Genomic DNA, 23129 nt, shown 5'->3' with positions numbered 1-23129 from the left:
TTTTTATTTATTTTCCACAAAGATAATCATTTCCCTTTGATTGTCAATCATTTTGGCAGAACTTTGAAAATCAAAATTCAGAAATTGCCATCCAAGATCTAACTTCTTGGGAACAAGACAGCTGACACCAACTGAAAAAGTACATGGTTTTGTATATCCCAAAGATATAAAAACTTTGGAAATAACAAGAACTATCCACACTAAATTCTGAGTGAGTCTTAAAAAGAATAGTAATATTAACACAATCAACATACCACATGCTTTATCTTTCTTTTCAGTATCTATCAAAAGAATGACAAAGCAAGTTCTGTTGTTGTCACGATTTGGCTGAAATAACCGAGGAAAATCTTAGCAGTTCTCTTTCCATGGGCAACATGAGGAGAACGTGAAGATGCTATATGAAACTGTCATTATTGCAACCACACTCGACGAGAAATTGCTATAAGCCCCTCCGAGTGGGTGCTTTCTTTAGGAATATCGTAGGATCATGCCCGGGCGAACGCGTGAAGTAGCGCTCAAATGGTTGAGACTACAGATCTTCTCAACCGTCACACCACGCATCTTGGCAATGGAAGCAAGGGTTTCGCCAGCCTTGACTTTATGATAGAGAAGGTCTCCGTTGTCAGCCGATTGCTTATTCTTGTAGCTGCCAAGTTCGCCATTCTGAACAAGATCACGCGTGTAACCGCCGTTTCCAATCTTGCCTCTCAGACGTGTTGCTTCGGCAGAAAGTTCATCGTAAGTATTGACATTATAGATAAAGTAGTCGCCCGTAACATCCTGATTACGGAAGTCAAACATCAGTGCGGGATTGAGTGCAACACCACAGAGACGGGTTTCGAAGTGGAGATGTGAGCCAGTACTCCGGCCCGTATTACCGCCTAAACCGATGATTTCGCCTGCACGTACGACTTGATTTTCAGTGACAAGCTGTTCTGAAAGGTGTCCATAGATGGTCTCAAGTCCATTTGGATGGCGGATAACAATATATTTTCCGTAGCCTCCAGCCTCATATCTTACGATGCGAACCTTACCACTGAAAGCCGCACGGATAGTGTCGCCGATATAAACTTTGATATCTAATCCCTTGTGTTGACGCCCCCATCGACTGCCGAAATTACTCGTAACGACGCGGCTGTTGGTAGGCATGCAGAAGTGACGGAGGTCAATCTTGAAGGTGTCGGGCATCTCTGTGCGACGATGTGCATAGCGATTGTCCCAGTCATTATAGAGACTTGCTGCCGGAGATTGTTCCTGTTCGCGTTCGATAATGCTGCGAAGTACGAGTGTATCTACGGCTTTCATCTTGCGATCAACAGGTGCTTGACGTGCTAAGAGGTCTTGAGCTTGCACAGAAGTAGGTAAAACTGTCAATGCAAACAATAATGCTATTGTAAATCTTCTAATTCTTTTTCTTAAACTCATAATTTGGTTCTTAGGTTCGAATAAAATTCAGATTGATTAATGAAACAATCCAAAATCATCAAACAATGAATGGATAAAAGTCCACCATTTGTAGTCAAAAGCGTTACAAAGATATGAAAAAAAGCATCACAATGTATGTCTGTTAACGTATTTTGTTACATTTTAATGGTATTATTTTAATGACAGAACACGATGTAATCTATCTGTTTATAGGGGATTTCAAGATATTGCAGCCCAATTGATATTAGTTTTTCTTAACTCTTTTAAGTGTGTCCAGAGCAGCTGATATTCAGTCTTTTCGCATGTAGGATCATTGTCGATAATCTTCTTGGCCTCGTCACGTGCAAGCTGAACCAACTGTCCATCGCGTGCAATGTCTGCTATCTTAAGGTCGAAAGCGATGCCACTTTGCTGCGTTCCTTCAAGATCTCCGGGGCCACGTAGCTTGAGATCGGCTTCTGCAATGCGGAAACCATCGTTGGTATCGCACATGATATCAATGCGTTTGCGGGTTTCTTCGCTGAGTTTATAGCCTGTAACGAGGATGCAATATGATTGTTTTGCACCGCGACCTACACGTCCTCGCAGCTGATGAAGCTGTGAAAGGCCGAAGCGTTGGGCATCAAGTATGACCATAACAGAGGCATTTGGCACGTTAACACCTACCTCTATGACGGTTGTGGCAACAAGAATTTGAGTTTCACCGCTGACGAAACGTCGCATTTCCTCTTCCTTCTCAGCCGGTTTCATCTTGCCATGTACCTTGCTGATGCGGAACTCCGGGAAGATTTCAAGCAGCGACTCGTAACCCTTTTCAAGGTCTTTGAGGTCGTTTTTCTCATTTTCTTTAATCAGTGGAAACACGATATAGACTTGCCGTCCCTGCCGGATTTGCTGGCGAATGCCGTTGTAAAGGCTCGTCATCTGATTGTCGAACTTGTGTATGGTCTGTATGGGTTTTCGGCCAGGAGGCAGTTCATCAATGACACTTACGTCGAGATCGCCGTAGATAGTCATGGCCAATGTGCGCGGAATTGGCGTTGCCGTCATGACCAATATATGTGGTGGGGTTTCACTTTTTGCCCATAATCGGGCGCGCTGGGCCACCCCGAAGCGATGCTGTTCGTCGACAACGGCCAGACCGAGTCGGGCAAACTGCACGGTATCTTCAATCACAGCATGTGTTCCAACGAGTATTTTTACATCGCCGACAGCTAAAGCTTCAAGCACTTGTTTGCGTCGTTTGCCTTTTACAATGCCTGTGAGCAGCTCCACACGAACGTCTATTCCTTTCAGAAACTCTTTAATTGTAGCGTAGTGTTGCTCGGCCAATATCTCGGTTGGTGCCATGATGCAGGCTTGAAAACCATTGTCAATGGCTATCAACATGGTCATTAAGGCCACGAGAGTCTTGCCTGATCCCACATCACCCTGCAGCAAACGGTTCATCTGTTTGCCGCTTGCCATGTCGTTACGTATCTCATGCATGACGCGTTTCTGTGCCCCGGTGAGTTCAAAAGTGAGATTGTTATGATAGAAACCATTAAAGTTTTGCCCCACGTGTTGGAACACATAACCGCGGTATTTGCGTCGATGATCGCTGGCATAGCGCAGGATGTTGAGCTGCACATAAAAGAGTTCCTCGAACTTCAGACGCACTTGTGCACGCTGGAGTTCGTCGAGTGATTTCGGATAATGTATGCCGTGGAAAGCTGCCTCGCGTGATATAAAATGGTGAGGGCGCAGGATAAAGGGTGGAAGTGTTTCTGAAATAGAACCTTCGGGAAGTCGACTGATAAGCGTTTTCGTTAGTTTTTCAATGGCACGGCTCGTCATTCCGTTGTTTTTCATCTTCTCAGTTGTGGAGTAATAGGGCTGCATGCCCATCTCATTGAGCTGCAAATCGGCGGCTTTTTCGATTTCAGGATGAGCGAATTGATAGCGTCCTCCATAGATTGTTGGCTTGCCGAAGACAATGTATTCGGTATTAAGCGTGTAGGTTTTATAGATATATTGCGCCCCACGAAACCACACTAAGTCGACCACTCCGTGCCCATCAGTGAAGTGAGCAACAATGCGTTTCTTCCTCGCTCCATTTGAGAACTCCTCGAAACTGAGTATCTTTCCCTTGATTTGAACAAAGGGCATGGTGCCGTTAAGCTCGTCGATAGCATATACCTTGCTGCGATCGACGTATTTATAAGGGTAGTATTCCAGCAGATCACGCCATGTCTGGACATTGAGTTCCTTGCTCAATATCTCTTTACGCTTAGGCCCAACGCCTGGCAGATACATGATATCCTGATCGAGAATGCTGGTCATTAAAGAAGTGTTTCAGCGATTTTGAGATCAAAGGGAGTGGTGAGTTTGATGTTTTCTCGATTGCCTTCAACCATTGAAACCTGGCAACCAAGACTCTCTACTACAGAGGCGTCGTCGGTAAAACTATCTTGATAAGGCTGGTTGAAAGCGCGTTTCAAGAGCGAAATATCAAAGACCTGCGGCGTTTGTACTATGCGATAATCAGAACGTTGCACATTGCGGCCTCCACCATGAGCATCAATATAGCGGATAGTATCGGTCACAGGAAGCACGGGAATGGCGGCATATTCTTCGCGAGCTGTTTCAAAACATTCTTTAATCACGCTCAAAGAAACAAATGGGCGCACGCCATCATGGATGCCAACCACGCCCTCGGCATCGTCGGGAATGGCTGCAAGACCATTCTTTGATGAGTCGAAACGCGTTTCTCCTCCATTTACAATGGCATGTGGAATATTAAAGTTGTATTCCTTACAAAGGGCTTTCCAGTAGTCCTGCTGATGCTTAGGGAGCACAAGAATAATATTCAATGCAGTATCATATTCATGAAAACGCTCAATAGTACGCATGAGAACGGGTATTCCCCCCACAGGAATGAACTGCTTGGGAATATCAGTTCCCATGCGCATTCCCTTGCCTCCGGCTACGATAATGATATAGTCCATGCAGTTTATCGAGTCATCAGATGAGTGAACTGCATCTTTGTTTCAAGGTCTTTTACGGCATCTTCGCCAATGAAATAACTCAAAATCTTATAGGCATAAGGCAGAGTAGCCGCCGGCCCTTCACCCGTAATGACGTTTCCATCCTCTTGAATGAGTTCGCCGGTATAGATCGTTGATGCGTTGAAATATTGCTCAAAGCCTGGGCTGCAGGTAGCTTTCTTGCCGTCAAGAATTCCACATGAAGCCAAAACCATAGGCGCAGCACAGATTGCTCCGACACGTTTTCCGGCTTCAAATTGCTTTTTTAACGCCGCTTTCACACCCTCGTGAGCATTCAGATTGGTAGACCCAGGCATGCCACCCGGCAGTAAGAGGATGTCTGCATCATTGAAATCAGCTACATCTTCAAACTTCAAATCAGCCTTGACCGTTACACCATGCGAGGTTTCTACAAACTCACTCCCCGTTATACTGACGGTTTTGATGTCGACTCCACCCCTGCGAAGGATGTCAACGGGAGCCAAACCTTCGATTTCCTCAAAGCCGTTTGCTAAAAATTCATACACATTTGCCATAGTCATTCAATATTTTTCGTTATATTTGCAAATATAATAAGAAATATTGAAACTACAAAAACAAAACATGTCTGAACATAAACTGGTATTTGCAATCTATGGGAATGCGTACAAACGGCAAGCAATTTTACCCTTCATAGAACGTGCAGTAGCCTATCTCGAAAGTCATCATGCAACGCCTTTGGTCGAACCTGAGAATATCGAAGGGGTCGACTATGTGATTTCCATGGGTGGAGACGGCACGTTTCTTGAAGCTGCCAACAAGGTGGGTGACCGTGAAATTCCCATCTTAGGTGTCAACATGGGACGCCTCGGTTTCCTTGCCGATGTGCTGCCAAGTGAAATAGAAACAACCCTCGACCATGTGCTTCGGGGCGATCATATCATAGAGGACCACACGGTTATCAAGCTTGAAACCAACGGCGAAACCGTTGAATGCAATCCTTTTGCACTGAATGATATTGCCGTGTTGAAGCGAGACAGTGCCTCAATGATAAGCATCAGAGCCTATGTGAACGGTGACTTCTTGGTGAATTATCAGGCAGACGGACTCATCATTGCTACGCCGACGGGCAGCACAGCCTACAGTTTGTCTAACGGAGGCCCTATCATTGTGCCCCAAAGTGGCAGTCTTTGCATCACTCCTGTGGCTCCCCACAGCTTGAATATCCGTCCGATTGTCATCAATGATACCAGTGTTATAGAGCTCGAAGTGTGCTCACGGTCACATAATTTCCTTGTAGCTGTTGACGGACGAAGCATGAAAATGGCTGAAGAAACACGTCTCACCATCCGCAAGGCACCTTATACTATCAAACTTATCAAATTGAAATCTCAGCGTTATTTCTCCACTTTGCACGAAAAACTCATGTGGGGTGCTGACACACGACAACGATGAACTGCAAGACATTATTAAAGATTCCGAAGTTCAAATACGATGCACGGACATTGCTTAGATGGCTTTGGAATGCGTGGAGAGGCAATCAGTTGCAGGCTGTTCTCAATGCTTCTATCGGTCTTCTGTCGGTAGGTGTGAGCCTCGGTCACGTATGGGCGATGAAGCGGGCCATTGATGTGGCCTCGGGAACAGTGGAAGGTAACCTCTATTGGGCAGTCGGAGTAATGGCCGTTCTGATACTACTCGACTTTGCATTGAATATTGCAGGCACATGGGTTCGCAACATCTTAGGCATCAAGGCACAGAACCGTATGCAGCAACGCATGCTCGATCGGCTGCTGAGAGCAGAGTGGAAAGGGCGCAACCATCATCATTCTGCCGACATTCTCAACCGACTTGAGTTTGATGTCAACAACGTTGTGAACTTCTTAACCGAGACAATTCCAAGCACACTCTCCGTATTAGCCATGTTCATAGGCGCCTTTCTCTATCTCTTTTCAATGGACAAGGTGCTGGCAGTCATAGTGATTGGCATCTTCCCTATGTTCTTGGCAGTGAGTAAAATCTATGTAGGACAGATGCGACATCTTACCCGTCAGGTGCGCGACAGCGACAGTAAGGTGCAGAGTGTGCTTCAGGAAACGATACAACATCGCATGCTTATCAAGACATTAGAAAGCGACAGCGCCATGGTTGAACGGTTAGGAAACACGCAGAGCGAGCTTCGTCATCGCGTTGTCCGCCGCACAAAGTTCAGTGTTTTCAGTAATATGGTGGTCAATTTCGGCTTTGCTTTCGGCTATTTGGTGGCTTTCTTATGGGCTGCCATACGCATGTCGGCCCACACATTGAGCTTTGGTGGCATGACAGCTTTCCTGCAATTGGTCAACAGAATACAAGGACCTGCGCGCAACCTGACAAAACTCGTGCCCGCTTTCGTGAGTGTTTTCACGGCAGCCGAACGCTTGATGGAACTCGAAGAAGACCCACTTGAAGAACAAGGTACACCTATTTATATAAAGGCCCCCTGCGGAATACGACTTCAAAACGTAGGTTACGCCTATGAAGATGGTGGCGGAGACAAGGTCATAGACAGGCTTTCGTTCGACTTCAAACCAGGAAGTTGCACGGCCATTCTCGGTGAAACAGGAGCTGGGAAAACGACACTTGTGCGCATGATTTTGGCCTTGGTGCAGCCTCAAGACGGCAAGATTGAGATTTATCATGGCAGCAGCCACCAGGCATTGTCCCCCCTTCACCGCTGCAATTTCGTTTATGTTCCCCAGGGAAATACGCTCATGAGCGGCACCATACGCGAGAACCTGCGCCTTGGAAAGCTTGATGCCACCGATGAAGAAATGCTCCATGCCCTGCATGTCAGCTGTGCCGACTTCGTCAACGACCTGCCCGACGGTCTCAATACGCTCTGTTCTGAACAGGGAGGAGGCCTCAGTGAGGGGCAGGCCCAACGCATAGCAATAGCCCGCAGCCTGCTGCGTGACCGTTCAGTGATGCTGTTTGACGAGGCAACGAGCGCGCTCGACCCCGACACCGAGCGCCAACTGCTGAACAACATCCTTTCTGCTCACGACAAAACAATTATCTTCATCACCCATCGTCCGGCTGTGATTGACTATTGCGATCAAACATTAAAGCTTGAAAAAATATAGCCAACAGGAAAGAAAAACCATTACATGATGCAACTATATGACGGTTATCTGCGTCTAAGCAATATATGATTCATCTCAAAGACATAAACAAAACCTACCAAGGGGCACAGCCTTTGCACGTCCTCAAAGGCATAAACCTCGACATTGAAGAGGGAGAATTCGTCTCCATCATGGGCGCTTCAGGCTCCGGAAAGTCCACTCTTCTGAATATTCTCGGTATACTTGACAACTACGACAGTGGCGAATACGTGCTTGGCGACACGCTCATCAAAGACCTTTCTGAGTCGCGTGCCGCCGAATACCGCAACAAGATGATTGGCTTTATCTTTCAAAGTTTCAATCTGATTGGCTTCAAGACGGCTGTCGAAAACGTCGAGCTGCCACTCTTCTATCAGGGAGTCAGCCGTCGGAAAAGGCATCAATTGGCCCTCGACTATCTTGACAAGCTGGGCCTTCTGCCTTGGGCCGACCACTATCCCAACGAGATGTCGGGCGGACAGAAGCAGCGTGTAGCCATTGCCCGCGCCTTGATCACGCAGCCACGCATTATCCTTGCCGACGAACCTACGGGCGCCTTGGACAGCAAGACCTCGGTCGAAGTGATGCAACTCTTGAAGCAACTCAATGCCGAAGAGCACAAAACGATTGTCGTGGTAACGCATGAAAGCGGTGTGGCTAACGAGACCAACAAGATTGTTCACATTAAAGATGGCATCATAGGTAAGATAGAAAACAACTTCGATCACCATGCTTCGCCATTCGGCATAGACGGAGTGATGAAGTAGTTGCTAACGCATTGAACATCAACATGATACAAAACAGCTTCTGACTTGCGTCAAATCATCGTGCAAACTGCGTCAAGTTATGTGCTGATTTGAGTCAAGTTGCACGATGATTTGAGTCAAGTTGCAAACGCAGTTGACGCACCTTGCAAACAGTCTTGACAGAACAGAAGAAACAATGTAAACCAAAGAGTGAAGTAATGAGAGACATTTTTGCTGAAATATGGGCTACAGCTAAGCGCAATAAACTGCGTACCGGGCTTACGGGCTTTGCCGTTGCGTGGGGCATCTTCATGCTGATTTTCCTCCTCGGAGCAGGAAATGGACTCATCAATGCCACCGAACAGAACAGCGGACGCTTTATGGCTAACTCCATGGAAGTGTTTGGTGGGCAGACTTCCAAAGAGTATCAGGGCCTGAAAGAGGGGCGTGAGATTACGCTAAATGATAAGGATTTTTCAACGACAACCGAGAAATTCTCTGCAAATGTCGATGACATGGGGGCGGTGGCAGAGCAGAACAACGTCACGATTTCATTGGGAGAGAACTACACAAATACGATACTTTCGGGAGTCTATCCCAATGAAAAGGACATCAACAAGATAGAGATGCGCTACGGGCGGTTCGTTAACCAGATTGACAATCAGCAGTCAAGAAAGGTGCTTGTCATTAATGATGAGCAGGCCCGTGAACTCACTTCGGGAGATATTCAGGGACTTATTGGGCGGTATGTCAACGTGGGTTCGTTCAGTTTTGAGATTGTCGGCATCTGTAAAAAAGACGATTCGGGGCGCAATGCACGGGCATTTTCGGCTTTCAGCACTGTGCGCACAATATATAATAAAGGTGATAAGGCCGACGAGTTTCATTTCTCTTTCCACGGCTTGAAAACCGAACAGGACAATGAAGCCTTTGAGAAAGACTATCGGGAAAGCCTGAACCGCAACCACAGAGCAGCCCCCGACGACGAGGATGCGATATGGATTTGGAACCGATTTACACAGGCCATGCAGATGGAAACGGGTATGGGCATCATCCGAACTGCCCTTTGGATAATCGGCATCTTTACCTTGTTGAGTGGCATAGTGGGTGTTTCTAACATCATGCTCATTACTGTTAAGGAGCGAACTCGCGAGTTTGGAATTCGCAAGGCCATAGGAGCCAAGCCGTGGGCCATACTTAAACTCATCATCATTGAAAGTGTCATCATTACCACGTTCTTTGGTTATGTGGGGATGATTTTGGGCATTGCAGCCAATGAATACATGGATGCAACGATTGGACATATGCAGGTTGACGCCGGCGTTTTTAAGGCAATGATGTTCGTAAACCCTACAGTCGGACTCGATGTCTGCATAGAAGCCACCCTCGTTATGGTCATTGCAGGTACGCTTGCAGGCTTGATACCGGCTAAGAAAGCGGCAAAAATCAGACCGATTGAGGCGTTGCGGGCAGAGTAGTGAAGCCTCCTCTGAAGCCTCCCCCGGCCCCTCCGAAAGGAGGGGAGACTGAATTTACGGGAGTTTCAAGGACATTTCGTCATGGAAAAGAAAACAGTTCAGAGAGAAGATGTAGAGATATAGACGAATGAAATGCATAAATGGACGACAAATATATACTCATTCTGCATGCTTGTTGTTTGCAATGCGTGCGGTCTCCCCTCCTTTCGGAGGGGTCAGGGGGAGGCTTTTCCTTTGGGTTGGGACTGGGTTGTAGCTTATTATTTAGCTTATGAGAATAGACATTGACACCGATAAAGAAATCTTAGACACGCTGACTCGCAACAAGAGTCGGTCGTTCCTGACAGGCTTCGGCGTGTTTTGGGGCGTGTTCATGCTCGTTGGATTAATGGGCGGAGGCAATGGACTGAAAGAACTTCTTTCCAAGAATTTCGAAGGTTTTGCCACCAATTCGGCCATTATTTTCGCTCAGAACACGACGAAACCTTATGCCGGTTACCGTAAGGGACGACAGTGGATGATGGAGTATAAGGATGTAGAAAGGCTTAAAGCACAAGTGCCCGAACTTGATATAGTGTCGCCAATGCTGGGCGGATTTGGCAATAACATTGTCTTTGGTGATAAGAAAACATCATGCCATGTGAAAGGAGTACTGCCTGAATATGCCAAGGTCGAGACCCCGAAACTGCGTTATGGCCGTTTCCTTAACAGCATGGATATGCAGCAACATCGTAAGGTCTGCGTGATAGGAAAGAAGCTTTATAAGTCGCTTTTCCCCAGAGGTGGCGACCCATGCGGACAGTTGGTGCGTGTAGATTCCATTTATTATAGTGTTGTTGGTGTCGACTATGGAAGTAGTAATATGAGTATCAATGGCAGTTCAGAAGAAAGTGTCATCATTCCCATTACCCTTATGCAGCAGGCCTATAACTATGGAAATGACGTGCATCTCATCTGTGTTACGGGGCAACCTGGAGTCACCATGAGCAGCATTTCACAGAAGATGCGCAGCGTGATTGCCCGTGCTCATCAGATAGATCCTACAGATGAAAAGGCGATAACCGTGTTCAACAGCGAGGTAATGTTCGGCATGGTAGACAGTCTTTTCAGCGGAGTGAACTTCCTGATATGGCTTGTTGGCATCGGAACCTTATTGGCGGGAGCCATTGGAGTGTCTAACATCATGATGGTAACTGTGAGGGAACGCACCACCGAAATAGGCATCCGGCGCGCAATAGGAGCGACACCTAAGAACATATTAAGCCAGATTATCAGCGAGAGTATCATTCTTACTGCGGTCGCAGGTATGAGTGGAATCCTCTTTGCGGTTATCATATTGCAACTCGCCGAGCTTGCAAACACAACTGATGGCATCGTGAACTCACATTTCCAAATCGGTTTCTGGACGGCCATAGGTGCCGTGGCTTTGTTGAGTGTTTTAGGCATCTTGGCCGGTCTTGCGCCTGCAGCGAGGGCCATGTCTATAAAGCCTGTCGATGCAATGAGGGACGAGTAAGCACCCACCCTCAGCCCCTCCCCAAGGGAGGGGAGCCCGAACTTGCAGTGAATTTCATGCAAATGGTAAGATAGAGAAATGTTTATAACGAGATAATTAAATACAAACAATAACGAATAATAAATCCCCGTGGCGGTGCAGCTCCCTTCCCTTTGGGAAGGGTTGGGGTTAGGTTTATGAAGAAGTACATTAAGTTTATCATTGCAGCTATTATTGCTTTGATCTTCATTGGAACCTTTGTGTTCCTTTGGATGAAGTCACGCCCCCAGTCAATTGTTTATGAAGAGTTCATGCCTAAAGTCATGGACCTGAAAAAGACAACGGTAGTGACGGGAAAGATTGAGCCGAGAAACGAGGTGAATGTAAAGCCGCAGATCAGTGGAATCATTACCGAAATCACGAAAGAAGCAGGACAAACCATACAGGCTGGGGAGATTATAGCCAAGATAAAGGTTATCCCTGACATGCAACAGCTTAGTTCTGCAGAGGCCAGAGTACGTTTGGCAGAGGTCAATGTGAAGCAGGCAACGGTGGATTATCAGCGTGAAAAGGTGCTTTTCGATAAGGGATTGGTCAGTGCCGACGAGTATGATAAGGTGCGACAGACAATGCGTCAGGCCCAGGAGGAAGCGAGGGCGGCCAACGACAACCTTGAAGTGGTGCGCGATGGTGTGTCGAAAAGCAATGCCAGCACAAGCTCCACGCTCATTCGTTCAACCGTAAGTGGATTGATACTTGACATTCCCGTGAAGGTAGGTAACACCGTAATCCTGAGTAATACGTTTAATGACGGTACGACGATTGCTACAGTTGCCAACATGAACGACTTGATTTTCCGTGGTAATATTGATGAAACCGAAGTGGGAAGTCTCGTCACAGGAATGTCTATGAAGATAACCATTGGGGCGCTTCAGAACGAGAAACTGCAGGCAAGATTGGAGTATATATCGCCTAAAGCCGTAGAAAACAATGGCGCAAATCAGTTTGAACTCAAGGCTGCCATTACGGGATTGGGCCGCACACAGCTTCGTTCGGGCTACAGTGCCAATGCTGAAATCGTGCTTGCTCAAGCCAACCAAGTGCTTACTGTGCCTGAAAGTGCGATTGAGTTTGAGGGTAATAACACCTATGTTTATATCGTTAAAGGCAGCGGAGAACAACAAACTTTCGAGCGCCGACGCGTAGTAACAGGCCTCAGTGACGGCATAAACATAGAGATTAAAAGTGGACTGAGCAAGAAAGATAAGGTGCGTGGTCCGCAGAAAATAGCGGAGGAGGAGAAGTAGGTCTTGTTGTTTTTGTGATGTTTTGCGTCATTTCATGTTGTAATCTCATTCACTTTACCTCGCAATCTGCGTCATATTAGCGTGTCATCTGACGCAGATTACACGTTCATTTGACGCAAGTGAGAAAGTAAGTTGTGGGAGGAGGCATGAGAAACAGACTTTATTTCAAAACCGACTCCATGATTCTGTTGGCATTGTCGATGCGTTCCTGTGTCGGCGGTTCAATGCCTTTGAGTGGATAGTCAATGTGAAGTTCTTCGTATTTATACGTGCCTAATGTGTGATAGGGCAAGATATCAATGCGTTCAATGTTGTGTAAAGTCTTGAGAAACGCGGCAAGTTCGTGCAGATAAGCATCGTTGTCGGTGAGCTTGGGGATAAGAACATGGCGTATCCAGACAGGCTTTTGAATGTCTGAAAGATAGCGGGCGCAGTCAAGAATGTTGCTGTTGGAGAACTTGGTCAGCTTGCGATGTTCGTCCTCTCGAATGTGTTTGATGTCGAGGAGCACGGTATCTGTGACCTTCATCAGCCGTTCAAACTTCGCAAACCACGTGCCCTTGCGTGTAAAAGGCTGTGCCGATGTGTCAAGACAAGTGTTGATGCTGCGTGCATGGGCTTTCTCGAAGAGTTCTATGAGAAAGTCTATTTGCAGCAGAGCTTCACCTCCACTGACCGTGATTCCACCTTTCTCGCCCCAATAGGAGCGGTATTTCTCGGCCTGATTAAGCAGTTCATCGGCTGTCATTGGCTTTGTCTTGTCTTGCTTCCAAGTGTCGGGATTGTGGCAAAACAAGCATCGCATGGGGCAGCCTTGTAGGAAAATGAGAAACCGAATGCCTGGTCCGTCGACCGATCCAAAGCTTTCTATGGAGTGAACATAGCCCACTTTCTCCTGCTTCTCGCTTGCTGAGGCTGTATCTTGTGCGTTATTCTTGTTCATCATTCAGCAATGTTTGTATCGTAATTTGTATAAATGCCCCCTGTCACTCCCTGCAAACAGAAAGGACAGAGGGCGCATATGATTACCCTATTAAATAGGTCTTGTTTACAATCTGCCGTGTGCCTGGCGTGCAATCACGTCGAGTTGCTGCTCGCGAGTGAGGTCGATGAACTTCACTGCATAGCCACTTACGCGGATAGTAAAGTTCTGGTATTCCTCCTTTTCGGGGTGTTCCATAGCGTCTTTCAATTTATCAACGCCGAAAACATTAACGTTCAAGTGGTGTGCCCCCTGGTTGAAATAGCCGTCCATCACGCCAACCAATGTGCGTGAACGCTCCTCATCGTCATGTCCCAAGGCTTCGGGTGAGATGGTTTGCGTGTTCGAAATGCCATCGAGTGCATATTCGTAAGGCAGTTTTGCCACCGAGTTGAGCGATGCCAAAAGGCCATTTTGCTCGGCACCATACGACGGGTTGGCCCCCGGAGCCAATGGAGTTTCGGCACGACGGCCGTCAGGCATGTTGCCCGTATACTTGCCATAAACCACGTTTGAGGTAATGGTTAGAATACTTGTTGTGGGTTCTGAGTTGCGATAGGTATGGTACTTGCGAATCTTGTTCATGAAGGTTTTGAGCAGCCATACAGCGATTTCGTCAGCTCGTTCATCGTCGTTGCCATAGCGTGGGAAGTCACCTTCGGTCTTATAGTCCTTGGCAAAGCCCGTTTCATCGCGTATAACATGCACCTTGGCATACTTGATTGCACTGATAGAATCAACCACATGGCTGAAGCCTGCAATACCCGTTGCGAACGTACGACGCACATCTGTGTCGATAAGAGCCATTTCGGCAGCTTCATAGAAGTACTTATCGTGCATGTAATGGATAAGGTTCAATGTCTTCACATAGATGCCCGCAAGCCAGTCAAGCATATCATTAAAGCGTGGCATGAACTCTTCATAGGTAATCACATCGGCTGTAATAGGGCGATAAGCCGGGCCTACCTGCTCGCGAGTGCGACCGTCAACACCGCCGTTAATGGCATAGAGCATTGCCTTGGCAAGGTTCGCACGCGCTCCGAAGAACTGCATTTCCTTACCTGTCTGCGTAGCACTGACACAGCAACATATCGAATAGTCATCACCCCAAATCGGTCGCATCACATCGTCATTTTCATACTGAATGGAACTTGTTGTTACCGAAATCTTGGCTGCATAGTGGCGGAAACCTTCAGGAAGTCGGCTGCTGTAGAGCACCGTGAGATTGGGTTCGGGCGATGGTCCCATGTTTTCAAGGGTGTGAAGGAAGCGGAAATCATTCTTCGTTACCATTGAACGGCCGTCTATTCCCATACCTGCCACTTCGAGAGTTGCCCATACCGGGTCTCCGGAAAACAGCTGATTGTAGGATGGAATACGTGCAAACTTCACCATTCTGAACTTCATTACGAGATGATCGATTAGTTCTTGCGCCTCTTCTTCATTCAGTTTACCTTCCCGAATGTCCCGTTCGATGTATATATCAAGGAAAGTTGAGATGCGACCTACCGACATTGCCGCCCCATTTTGAGTCTTGACAGCGCCAAGATAACCGAAGTAAAGCCATTGAACGGCTTGACATGCGTCGTCAGCAGGCTGAGAAATGTCGAAACCATAAAGGGAAGCCATCTCCTTTAAGCCTTGTAATGCACGGATTTGCATGGCTACTTCTTCGCGCAGACGAATAACTTCGTCTATCATTTCGCGGTCGCCCATGTTCTCTAAGTCACGCTTTTTCTCTGCAATCAGATAGTCAATGCCATACAAGGCCACGCGGCGATAGTCGCCGACAATGCGTCCTCGGCCGTAAGTATCAGGCAAACCGGTCAGAATATGATTATGACGCACGTGCTTCATCTCGGCAGTATAGGCATCAAAGACACCGTCGTTGTGGGTCTTTACATAGCGGGTGAAGATGTTGTGCAACTTCTCTGAAGGCTGATAACCATAGGTAGTGCAGGCTTGTTCGGCCATTTTGATACCGCCATATGGCATGAAAGCACGCTTCAACGGCTTGTCGGTTTGCAGACCAACAACGCGCTCCAACGCTTTTGTTGACTCGTCGATATAGCCTGGGCCGTATGCCGTGAGACCGGAAACCACTTCGGTCTCCATGTCGAGTACACCGCCTTTGGCTCGTTCCTCCTTTTGAAGTGCGCGCAGTTTCTGCCATAATGTCTCCGTACTATGGGTCGGTCCTGCCAAGAAAGACTCATCTCCTTCATAGCTGGTGTAGTTGTTCTGAATGAAATCCCGTAGGTTAACTTCAGATTGCCACTTGTTTCCTTTGAAACCTCTCCATTCTTTTCTCATCATTGAATTACGTTTTTTTGAGTTGTGAAAACTAAATATAACGGCGTCTGTACAGCCATGAAGCAAGACGGAACGCCGTTCCTCCTTTCATAATTTCTTTATCCTCGGATCATCGTTATCATCATCTTGAAGCGCTCAACAGCCTTCACGGAATGATGAGCACCGCTCGGAATGATGAATGTTTCACCCGCTTTGATGTTGAAAGTCTGTCCTTCAACGGTCAATTGCATGACACCATCGATGACTTGTATCAGTGCATCAAAGGGTGCAGTGTGCTCAGAAAGCCCCTGTCCGGCATCAAAACTGAACACCGTTACACTGCCGGCATTGCTGTGAATGAACTCTTTGCTGACAACTCCTCCGTCTGTATATTCGATAACTTCTGTTGCCTTGAATACTTTTCCTTTTTTAATTGTAGCCATAATTTATTTGTTTTAAGTCATAAGAGAGCAGTATAACCGACCTCTTTGAAGTCATTCTCTCTTTTCTGATATCGTTGCAGCAATAATAATGCCGAGTCCTTAAGTGGTAACAAATGTGCCGACATGCAAGAACGATTGTCTTGAAACTATTCTTGTGCAAGGGCAAGATGTCTCGTCTCTCCTAAGCAACTAAAAGTCGGCATGACACTCAAAGTGCATTCTTTTGCCTGTACCTGGATGCACAAATGATAGTTCTTCGGCATGAAGATAAAGCCGTTCATCCCGCGTTCCATAGAGTTCATCACCCTTTATGGGGTTGTTGAGTCCGTCAGCATGGGCACAATGCATGCGCAGTTGATGCGTGCGACCTGTCAACGGGTAGAGATTCATGCGGTTTTCTCCTGTCTGCTGATAGTTGGTTACAGCTTTCCTGCCGTGCACAGCATCGACAATTTGGCGTGGCCTGTCATGCAAATCAGGGCGCAGGGGCAGGCTGATCTGTCCTGAACGAGCGCCATGATGTGGGCGAGAGAGTAAGGCAACATAGCGTTTCTGCACGCTATGTTCCTCAAACTGACGCTGCAAATCAATATAGGATTTGAGGTTGAGTGCCACGACGAGCAAGCCACTTGTGGCCATGTCAAGACGGTGGACAATCATCGGCCCTGTAGCTTCGGGATGACGTTGGCGCACGAGTGAGCGCACATTCTCACGCTGACTCTTCCCCGGAACGCTCAACATGCCCGCGGGTTTACATACAACTGCGATGTCCTTATCCTCGTAAATCCATTCCAACGCCTGTTGACTGGCGCGCTCCAATGGGTTTTCTTCGATGTCGATATTGCGCAACATCCATTTTAGAATGGGTTTACATTTGCCGTTGCATGCAGGATAGAACTGCAGATGATGACGTATTTCATCGCGCGGACTCGCACCCCACCAGAACATAGCCATGCTGACAGGCTGCATCTGATGGCTGAAAGCATATTGCAACAGCTTGGGTTCGCAGCATTCACCACTGCCTGCCGGAGGCGTCATAGGACTGAAGATGCGGAGCAAGTCCTGCTGATTGCCATGGCTGTCGAACATCACAAAGTGACTGAACAACCAGTTTTGCAGCGCATCACTCTGCTGATGCCGTTGCATTTTCAATGCCTTTATTTCGGCTTCTATCTTGTCAACAATTGCTTTCTTGTCGGCAATTTGAAGTGCCAGATGCTGTTTCATGCGATGCAATTCGGCTTTCAGAAACTGCGAACGGCGTATCATGTCGGGTGTCAACTCCTTGGGACGACCTTCCTTTTCGCGTTTGGCAGCGGCCTTGAAAGCCGCAATTTCCTTTTCCGCCTCATGCACAATATCGTACCACTCCTGCCTTGCCTTTCGAAGTTCAGCGCTGTTTTCAAGCGTGTCAATACGCTCGTTGAGTGCCGATATGCCTGCCTCATGCTGCTTGAAATAGCCATTTAGTTGCAGATAATCAAACACTGCAGGCACAAAATCAGGCCAATCGCTGCATCCACAGATCTGTCCACTGTAGCCTGCAAGATAGCCGAGGTCTCCTTTCCACCTGACAATGAGCACGCCAAACATCTTTCCTTGGTCTACTTCGGCTTTGAAGTCGGGCGTGGCTTCTGCTATCCGGCATTGCACTTCGTTTGCAGCTGTGCGGCAAAGTGCATCAGGTTCATAGTAGAACGGATTGTTCATGCGGACAGGAATGTCGGCAGTTGCGGCTGAAAGTGGGTGGAATATCATTTCAATCTGCTGCGGTCAATGATTTCAATCGTTTTCCCATCCACGCGAATAACACCCTCTTTCTCGAATTCATTGAGTACTCTCAGAAGCGAAAACTTCTGTATTCCAAACGAATCGGCTATCTCCTGACGACTTCGGGAAAGGTGAATGGTATCGGAATTCTGCTCCCCTGCACGTTCAAGAAGCAGGTAAGCAACCTTTTCCCTGACGGTGAAAAGACTCAAAACTTTCATCTTATGAGTCAGGAAAACATCGATATTGGAGAGCGTTCGGATATAGTTCATGCGGATATCCTCGTCTCTGTCAATCAGTTGTTTCAGTGTCTGAGGGGTCATTCTCAACAGTGTTACGTTCGCATCAGTCTCAACACTGACGGGCATACTGTTGTCTTTGGCGAAGATAAAGGCAGGAGCAATGATGTTTCCCGGGCGCAACCGCGTCACCTCCACCTGCTTCCCGCTGAGCGAAACCATGCGACAGATGAGGCTTCCACTGATGACGATATCGGCAAATCGGCAGGGCATACCGGCCAATGTGTAGACATCGCGGGGCGCATAATCAACAAGTTGATAGCTGATATTGCCCAAGGCAAGGTCTATGCTGAGTTCGCTCATGCCGGCGAAAAGCGGACATCTCCGCAGCGCCTGCATCACATGGTCATTTATCATTCTTTGGGTTGCGTTTTGTTATAATAGTGCAAAATTAGTAATAAAAAGCCTATAAACGATACACCGCATTCAAAAAAGCTCTAACTTTACCGAGAAATAAGTAGTAATTTATGATGAAGAAAACAATTATTTGTTGGTTATTGCTGAGTTTCTTTATGGGTATGGAAGCTCAAAACCTGCATTTTAAAGACGGGAAATTCAAGATAGTACAGTTCACCGACCTACATTATAAACTCGGAAATCCTGCGTCTCGTCAGGCCACGGATTGCCTTTATGAGATTGTGAAGGCCGAACAGCCCGACCTTGTTGTGCTGACAGGCGACGTCATTTATTCCAAACCGGGCGATATGTGCCTGCAACAAGTGCTCAATGTGCTGTCGGATTTGAAGGTGCCTTTCTGTTATCTGTTGGGCAATCATGACCCTGAACAGGGTATACCTGTCAATCAGTTGTACGACCAGGCACAGCAGAACAGCTACTGTGTGCAGCCGAAACGCAATGGAAACACACTTGACTATGCGTTGCCCATCAAGTCGGGTGATGGCACAAAGACTGCTGCCGTGCTCTATTGTATGGATACCCATGACTACTGTAAAATGGCAGGTGTAGGCGGTTATCAATGGCTTACGTCGAAACAGATAGGCCTTTATCGCAACTGGTCAGCGGCATTCAAACGCCAGAATGGAGGCAAACCGGTGCCTGCTTTGATGTTCATGCACTATCCATTGCCTGAATATAACGATGCAGTTGCTAACACACAAGTGGTTCTTTACGGTACAAGAATGGAGAAAGCCTACGCTCCTAATCTCAACAGTGGCATGTTTACGGCTGTCAAGGAAGGTGGTGATGTGATGGGGGTCTTCTGTGGTCACGACCACGATAACGACTACTCACTGATGTACTACCGTGTTCTTCTGGCCCATGGTCGCTTCTCCGGCGGCAACACAGAGTACAACCATCTGCGCAACGGTGCCCGCATCATTGTGCTTCATGAAGGACAACGCAGCTTCGATACCTACATTCGGGAACGTGGCGGACAGATACTTTATCAGACAACTTACCCTGACAGCTATACGAAAGACAACTGGAAAAAACGAGACGGAACACGATAAACAGGGATAGGACATGTGAAGTTCGCTCCAAGATGCAACGTGCTGCAATCTTTCTTCCATTGTCTCAAGGTGTTTTGAAAGACTAAGTCGTGCGATGTAAAAGGTAATGCAACAGCTAAAATCATTCCTTTCGTATGCTTTTGGGGTAAAAATTGTTGTCTGTTTTTTAACACTTCAATCCTTCACCAAATAGAAACGGAAACTCGTCTTCAGCGTGAGTGTGAAGCCATCTTATGGCTTCGATGTCTCCATTTTTATCTCCCTGCCATGTAATTCCATTCATCATGCACTGCATTTTGACGCAGATTACACGGCTATTTGCATCAAATTGCGCGATAAAATGATGCATTTTATAAAGCATTTTCATATCAAATCGGCCATTTATTTGCCTGATTTTACCTCGCTTTTCAATTCATTTTTCATAACCATCTGATAGTCAACGGCTTGCAAAATGACTAAAAACAGCGCGAATTCAGAGCCAAGGGAACTTCATTTTCAAATGCGTAAATCTCACGAGAGCTATTGTATATATTTTTCAGAAAAGGCGAATTATAGTTCAATATCTGCAAGTAAACTGAGCCATCCGGCACAATATGTTAATGATAACCGATGAAGAAGCGGCGCAACACAGCATGAGGTAGCCTGTAAGTCACCGTTTTTCACATTCCTTGCCGGCTATCTTTCCCCGCCATGACAACACACAATATCCGACACAAACTTATCAATGCTGTGAATTAGTCAGCCTTTTCATCTCTTTTCACAGCATTTTTTGCAGCACTTCAGATTACTGTTTTGCAGCTTTGTTGTACTGATTTATCATAAATTTTATGTATTTTTGCAGACACAAGAGCCTCAAACAATGATCAATCCACTACGCATATTCAACATAAGAAAAGAGGAACGCTGGCCTGCATTGGCAGTTTTCATATACTTGTCTGCCCTGAACGGACTCGCTATCTATCAGCATTTTGAGGAGTTTACTCGCTGCGGACGCATCGGTTACTACTCTCTTTTCATGAAATATTTCAATCTTTCGGGCTACGATCCCTTTACCTATATCACGCTTTCTGAATGGCGATCGCTCTACAGTCTGGAGCGTCATCCGCTGCTTGCAATCTTTGTTTATCCCCTCACGCAACTCAATCATTGGCTCATGGGACTTACCGGCATGAACTGTGCCATATTCATTTGGGCCACGGTTCTCATCATCTTGTCACTCTACTCCACGTTGTTTCTGTTTCGCATTCTACGTGAAATCGTGGGCATCAGCTATCGTGACAGCCTGTTATTATCGGCATTTTTCCTGACATTCGGCCATATCATGGTCACTGTTGTGGCTCCCGATCACTTTGCATTATCGTTGTTTTTCCTGCTGTTGACACTCTATGCAGCAGGCAAAGCAATACTTGAGAACCGACCGTTGAGTACATGGAAGACCGCCTCTCTGCTTTTCTTATCCACAGGAGTGACCACTACGAACTGCGTAAAGATAGGACTTGCACAATGGTTTGCCAATGGAAAACGCTTTTTCTGCCCCAAATCATTCCTTATTTCGATGGTGATGCCGATGCTGTTGATAGGTTGTGGATACGCACTTATCAATGAATACATACAGAAACCCGAGCAGGAGCGACGGGAACACACGTTGGCCGAGCGCCTGAAAAAAGACGTCTCATTTCGTAAAATCATTGCCGAAACGAATGAAAAAACAGCACATCTCCACGCCAATGCTATCATGGAAGGGGAGAACTTCCGCTGGACTGACCTTCACTTATCGCGACCTCACAGCATCATTGAAAACCTTTTCGGTGAATCTTTGATGCTGCACGAAGACCATATGCTGCAAGATGTCAACAAAGACCGACCGATTTTCGTGGCTTATCACAACAAACTGTGCTACGTTATAGCCATTGTCATGATGCTGTTGCTTGTCGGTGGTATCGTGACAGGCCTCAGGTTGCGCTTCATGCAGCTCTGTCTGTCGTGGTTCAGCTTTGATATGTTACTACATTTAGTGCTTGGTTTCGGACTCATCGAAGTCTATATCATGACCGCTCACTGGGCTTTCATCCTGCCGATTGCTGCTGCTTTCCTGCTCAAACGCCAGCAACGGCCTGCCGTGCAGCAAGTCCTGCGCCTCACATTAGTATTCTGCACCGTGTTCATGTTGGCTCACAACGGCCTGCTTTTCCTACGTTTCATGTTACATTGACAGCCTATGAAAGTATCTATTCTCATTCCCGTCTACGGTGTTGAACAGTATATTGCCGAGTGTGCTCGGTCGCTTTTCAGTCAGACTTACCGTGACTTAGAGTTTATTTTCGTGGACGACTGCTCCCCCGATAACAGTATTTCAGTGCTTGAGAAGGTGCTTGAAGACTATCCTGACAGGGCAAGTCAAGTGCACATCATACGCCATGAAACCAACAAAGGCTTGGGAGCTACACGTCACACAGCCTTTACCCATGCCACAGGAGATGCTATTCTGCACGTTGACAGTGATGATGTTGTACCCAAAAACGCTGTAAGCTTGTTAGTTGATGAAATGCAGAAAGCACGGTATGACATCGTGAGCGGTGCCTATGCCGAGTACAAAGAACACCGTTTGGGAGCTGTAGTTTTTCCACCAAAAACCTCACATCATCAGTATCTTCGTATGATGTTGTGTCAAAATCTGGTAAAACATCACATATGGGGACGCCTATATCGCCGTTCATTCCTACAGGATCAGCATATTGAATCCATTCCCGATATCAACTATTGTGAGGATTATGCTGTCGTTCCCCGTGCCTTTTTCTCAGCCCGTTATACGACAATTGATGATCTTGTTTATTATTACCGCACGGACAATAGCACTTCCTATACACATCAAATCTCACACAAAAACCTCGTTTCCATGCTCAAAGCGAATGCTGTCGTGATTGACTTTTTCAGGAAAAATGATGTGAAACGACTTTATCATCAGGCGCTTGATATGGGATTATTAAATATGTATCGCGATGCCATGAAGAACGGTATGCCTCCCAAAGAGATTGCAACCTATTGCCCGTTCCAGCCCATAAAAGCCCGCAACAGCGTGTTTTTAAAGGCTATGACAACGTGGTTGCCAATGAAAGTAAGTGATATCTTATACCGTATTTACAGGAGGATATGAGCGTTTCTCATCGTAAAACTCATTTCAAGGAGACCCTATCTGCATGCTCTCCCCTCTCTTGAGGAGGGGTTGGAGGTAGTTTTCGCCTCTTCTCTTTCACCCATTTCATCATCTCTTCCAT

Annotated in this window: 18 protein-coding genes; 9 read left to right on the top strand and 9 right to left on the bottom strand. The window is 46.8% G+C overall.

The genetic code is table 11. The features are described 5' to 3' along the window. Positions 1–468 precede the first annotated feature (468 nt). From HMPREF2983_RS04670 to HMPREF2983_RS04655, 4 genes are all read right to left on the bottom strand, one after another. The gene (locus HMPREF2983_RS04670) at positions 469–1425 is read right to left on the bottom strand and encodes a M23 family metallopeptidase (protein WP_004371244.1); all 957 of its coding nucleotides are present in this window, start codon (positions 1423–1425) and stop codon (positions 469–471) included. Positions 1426–1644: 219 nt separating this feature from the next. After that, complete coding sequence (recG, locus tag HMPREF2983_RS04665; protein ID WP_070667138.1) at positions 1645–3747, bottom strand: ATP-dependent DNA helicase RecG; 2103 nt, start codon at positions 3745–3747, stop codon at positions 1645–1647. Further along, positions 3747–4412 carry a 2-C-methyl-D-erythritol 4-phosphate cytidylyltransferase gene (locus tag HMPREF2983_RS04660; protein WP_070667136.1) on the bottom strand — a complete coding sequence of 222 codons (666 nt, stop codon included), beginning with the start codon at positions 4410–4412 and terminating at the stop codon, positions 3747–3749. The genes recG and HMPREF2983_RS04660 overlap by 1 nt, the downstream gene beginning before the upstream one ends. 5 nt (positions 4413–4417) lie before the next feature. After that, complete coding sequence (locus HMPREF2983_RS04655) at positions 4418–4987, bottom strand: DJ-1 family glyoxalase III (RefSeq protein WP_070667134.1); 570 nt, start codon at positions 4985–4987, stop codon at positions 4418–4420. A 67-nt stretch (positions 4988–5054) separates the two neighbouring features. On the opposite strand from HMPREF2983_RS04655, the gene HMPREF2983_RS04650 reads away from it, so the two are divergent. From HMPREF2983_RS04650 to HMPREF2983_RS04625, 6 genes are all read left to right on the top strand, one after another. Then, the gene (locus tag HMPREF2983_RS04650) at positions 5055–5885 is read left to right on the top strand and encodes an NAD kinase (protein ID WP_004378416.1); all 831 of its coding nucleotides are present in this window, start codon (positions 5055–5057) and stop codon (positions 5883–5885) included. Beyond that, positions 5882–7555 (top strand): ABC transporter ATP-binding protein, encoded by a 1674-nt coding sequence (locus HMPREF2983_RS04645; RefSeq protein ID WP_070667133.1) that lies wholly within the window; start codon positions 5882–5884, stop codon positions 7553–7555. Before HMPREF2983_RS04650 ends, HMPREF2983_RS04645 begins: the two co-directional genes overlap by 4 nt. A 65-nt stretch (positions 7556–7620) precedes the next feature. Then, positions 7621–8340 (top strand): ABC transporter ATP-binding protein, encoded by a 720-nt coding sequence (locus tag HMPREF2983_RS04640; RefSeq protein WP_004371234.1) that lies wholly within the window; start codon positions 7621–7623, stop codon positions 8338–8340. Positions 8341–8537: 197 nt separating this feature from the next. Beyond that, positions 8538–9797: an ABC transporter permease gene (locus tag HMPREF2983_RS04635; RefSeq protein ID WP_070667166.1), complete on the top strand. Its 1260-nt coding sequence runs from the start codon at positions 8538–8540 to the stop codon at positions 9795–9797. 271 nt (positions 9798–10068) lie between these two features. Further along, positions 10069–11313 carry an ABC transporter permease gene (locus tag HMPREF2983_RS04630; protein ID WP_070667131.1) on the top strand — a complete coding sequence of 415 codons (1245 nt, stop codon included), beginning with the start codon at positions 10069–10071 and terminating at the stop codon, positions 11311–11313. A 176-nt stretch (positions 11314–11489) separates the two neighbouring features. Continuing rightward, on the top strand, positions 11490–12599 hold the full coding sequence (locus HMPREF2983_RS04625) for an efflux RND transporter periplasmic adaptor subunit (protein WP_004378412.1): 1110 nt from the start codon (positions 11490–11492) through the stop codon (positions 12597–12599). 160 nt (positions 12600–12759) lie between these two features. On the opposite strand, the gene pflA is transcribed toward HMPREF2983_RS04625, so the two are convergent. The 5 genes from pflA to HMPREF2983_RS04600 all read right to left on the bottom strand — a co-directional run bounded on the left by pflA (position 12760) and on the right by HMPREF2983_RS04600 (position 18742). Beyond that, positions 12760–13545, bottom strand: coding sequence for a pyruvate formate-lyase-activating protein (gene pflA, locus HMPREF2983_RS04620; protein ID WP_210400363.1), 786 nt, complete (start codon positions 13543–13545; stop codon positions 12760–12762). A 102-nt stretch (positions 13546–13647) separates the two neighbouring features. After that, positions 13648–15894, bottom strand: coding sequence for a formate C-acetyltransferase (gene pflB, locus HMPREF2983_RS04615; RefSeq protein ID WP_070667161.1), 2247 nt, complete (start codon positions 15892–15894; stop codon positions 13648–13650). Positions 15895–15992: 98 nt separating this feature from the next. Next, positions 15993–16316, bottom strand: coding sequence for a cupin domain-containing protein (locus tag HMPREF2983_RS04610; protein WP_070667130.1), 324 nt, complete (start codon positions 16314–16316; stop codon positions 15993–15995). Between the two features lie 189 nt (positions 16317–16505). Beyond that, complete coding sequence (locus tag HMPREF2983_RS04605; protein WP_070667128.1) at positions 16506–18074, bottom strand: RluA family pseudouridine synthase; 1569 nt, start codon at positions 18072–18074, stop codon at positions 16506–16508. Next, on the bottom strand, positions 18071–18742 hold the full coding sequence (locus HMPREF2983_RS04600; protein ID WP_018919880.1) for a Crp/Fnr family transcriptional regulator: 672 nt from the start codon (positions 18740–18742) through the stop codon (positions 18071–18073). The genes HMPREF2983_RS04605 and HMPREF2983_RS04600 overlap by 4 nt, the downstream gene beginning before the upstream one ends. A gap of 110 nt (positions 18743–18852) precedes the next feature. Here HMPREF2983_RS04600 and HMPREF2983_RS04595 point away from each other — a divergent pair, with 110 nt between their 5' ends. The 3 genes from HMPREF2983_RS04595 (at position 18853) to HMPREF2983_RS04580 (ending at position 23008) form a co-directional block, all read left to right on the top strand. Next, on the top strand, positions 18853–19854 hold the full coding sequence (locus HMPREF2983_RS04595; RefSeq protein ID WP_070667126.1) for a metallophosphoesterase family protein: 1002 nt from the start codon (positions 18853–18855) through the stop codon (positions 19852–19854). Positions 19855–20713: 859 nt separating this feature from the next. Beyond that, on the top strand, positions 20714–22066 hold the full coding sequence (locus HMPREF2983_RS04585; protein WP_070667125.1) for a DUF6080 domain-containing protein: 1353 nt from the start codon (positions 20714–20716) through the stop codon (positions 22064–22066). A gap of 6 nt (positions 22067–22072) precedes the next feature. Then, positions 22073–23008, top strand: a complete 936-nt coding sequence (locus HMPREF2983_RS04580; protein ID WP_070667123.1) for a glycosyltransferase family 2 protein — start codon at positions 22073–22075, stop codon at positions 23006–23008. Positions 23009–23129: the final 121 nt, after the last annotated feature.

It is taken from the genome of Prevotella sp. HMSC077E09 (genome assembly GCF_001814685.1).
In the GTDB taxonomy this organism is placed as follows: Bacteria; Bacteroidota; Bacteroidia; order Bacteroidales; family Bacteroidaceae; genus Prevotella; species Prevotella oris.
Note: the sequence above shows the minus strand (reverse complement) of the source record. Positions and strands in the feature narration are given on the sequence as shown.

Coding starts and splice junctions, on each gene's coding strand:
- HMPREF2983_RS04670 (WP_004371244.1), bottom strand. CDS start 1,425: ATGAGTTTAAGAAAAAGAATTAGAAGATTTACAATAGCATTATTGTTT.
- recG (WP_070667138.1), bottom strand. CDS start 3,747: ATGACCAGCATTCTCGATCAGGATATCATGTATCTGCCAGGCGTTGGG.
- HMPREF2983_RS04660 (WP_070667136.1), bottom strand. CDS start 4,412: ATGGACTATATCATTATCGTAGCCGGAGGCAAGGGAATGCGCATGGGA.
- HMPREF2983_RS04655 (WP_070667134.1), bottom strand. CDS start 4,987: ATGGCAAATGTGTATGAATTTTTAGCAAACGGCTTTGAGGAAATCGAA.
- HMPREF2983_RS04650 (WP_004378416.1), top strand. CDS start 5,055: ATGTCTGAACATAAACTGGTATTTGCAATCTATGGGAATGCGTACAAA.
- HMPREF2983_RS04645 (WP_070667133.1), top strand. CDS start 5,882: ATGAACTGCAAGACATTATTAAAGATTCCGAAGTTCAAATACGATGCA.
- HMPREF2983_RS04640 (WP_004371234.1), top strand. CDS start 7,621: ATGATTCATCTCAAAGACATAAACAAAACCTACCAAGGGGCACAGCCT.
- HMPREF2983_RS04635 (WP_070667166.1), top strand. CDS start 8,538: ATGAGAGACATTTTTGCTGAAATATGGGCTACAGCTAAGCGCAATAAA.
- HMPREF2983_RS04630 (WP_070667131.1), top strand. CDS start 10,069: ATGAGAATAGACATTGACACCGATAAAGAAATCTTAGACACGCTGACT.
- HMPREF2983_RS04625 (WP_004378412.1), top strand. CDS start 11,490: ATGAAGAAGTACATTAAGTTTATCATTGCAGCTATTATTGCTTTGATC.
- pflA (WP_210400363.1), bottom strand. CDS start 13,545: ATGATGAACAAGAATAACGCACAAGATACAGCCTCAGCAAGCGAGAAG.
- pflB (WP_070667161.1), bottom strand. CDS start 15,894: ATGAGAAAAGAATGGAGAGGTTTCAAAGGAAACAAGTGGCAATCTGAA.
- HMPREF2983_RS04610 (WP_070667130.1), bottom strand. CDS start 16,316: ATGGCTACAATTAAAAAAGGAAAAGTATTCAAGGCAACAGAAGTTATC.
- HMPREF2983_RS04605 (WP_070667128.1), bottom strand. CDS start 18,074: ATGATATTCCACCCACTTTCAGCCGCAACTGCCGACATTCCTGTCCGC.
- HMPREF2983_RS04600 (WP_018919880.1), bottom strand. CDS start 18,742: ATGATAAATGACCATGTGATGCAGGCGCTGCGGAGATGTCCGCTTTTC.
- HMPREF2983_RS04595 (WP_070667126.1), top strand. CDS start 18,853: ATGATGAAGAAAACAATTATTTGTTGGTTATTGCTGAGTTTCTTTATG.
- HMPREF2983_RS04585 (WP_070667125.1), top strand. CDS start 20,714: ATGATCAATCCACTACGCATATTCAACATAAGAAAAGAGGAACGCTGG.
- HMPREF2983_RS04580 (WP_070667123.1), top strand. CDS start 22,073: ATGAAAGTATCTATTCTCATTCCCGTCTACGGTGTTGAACAGTATATT.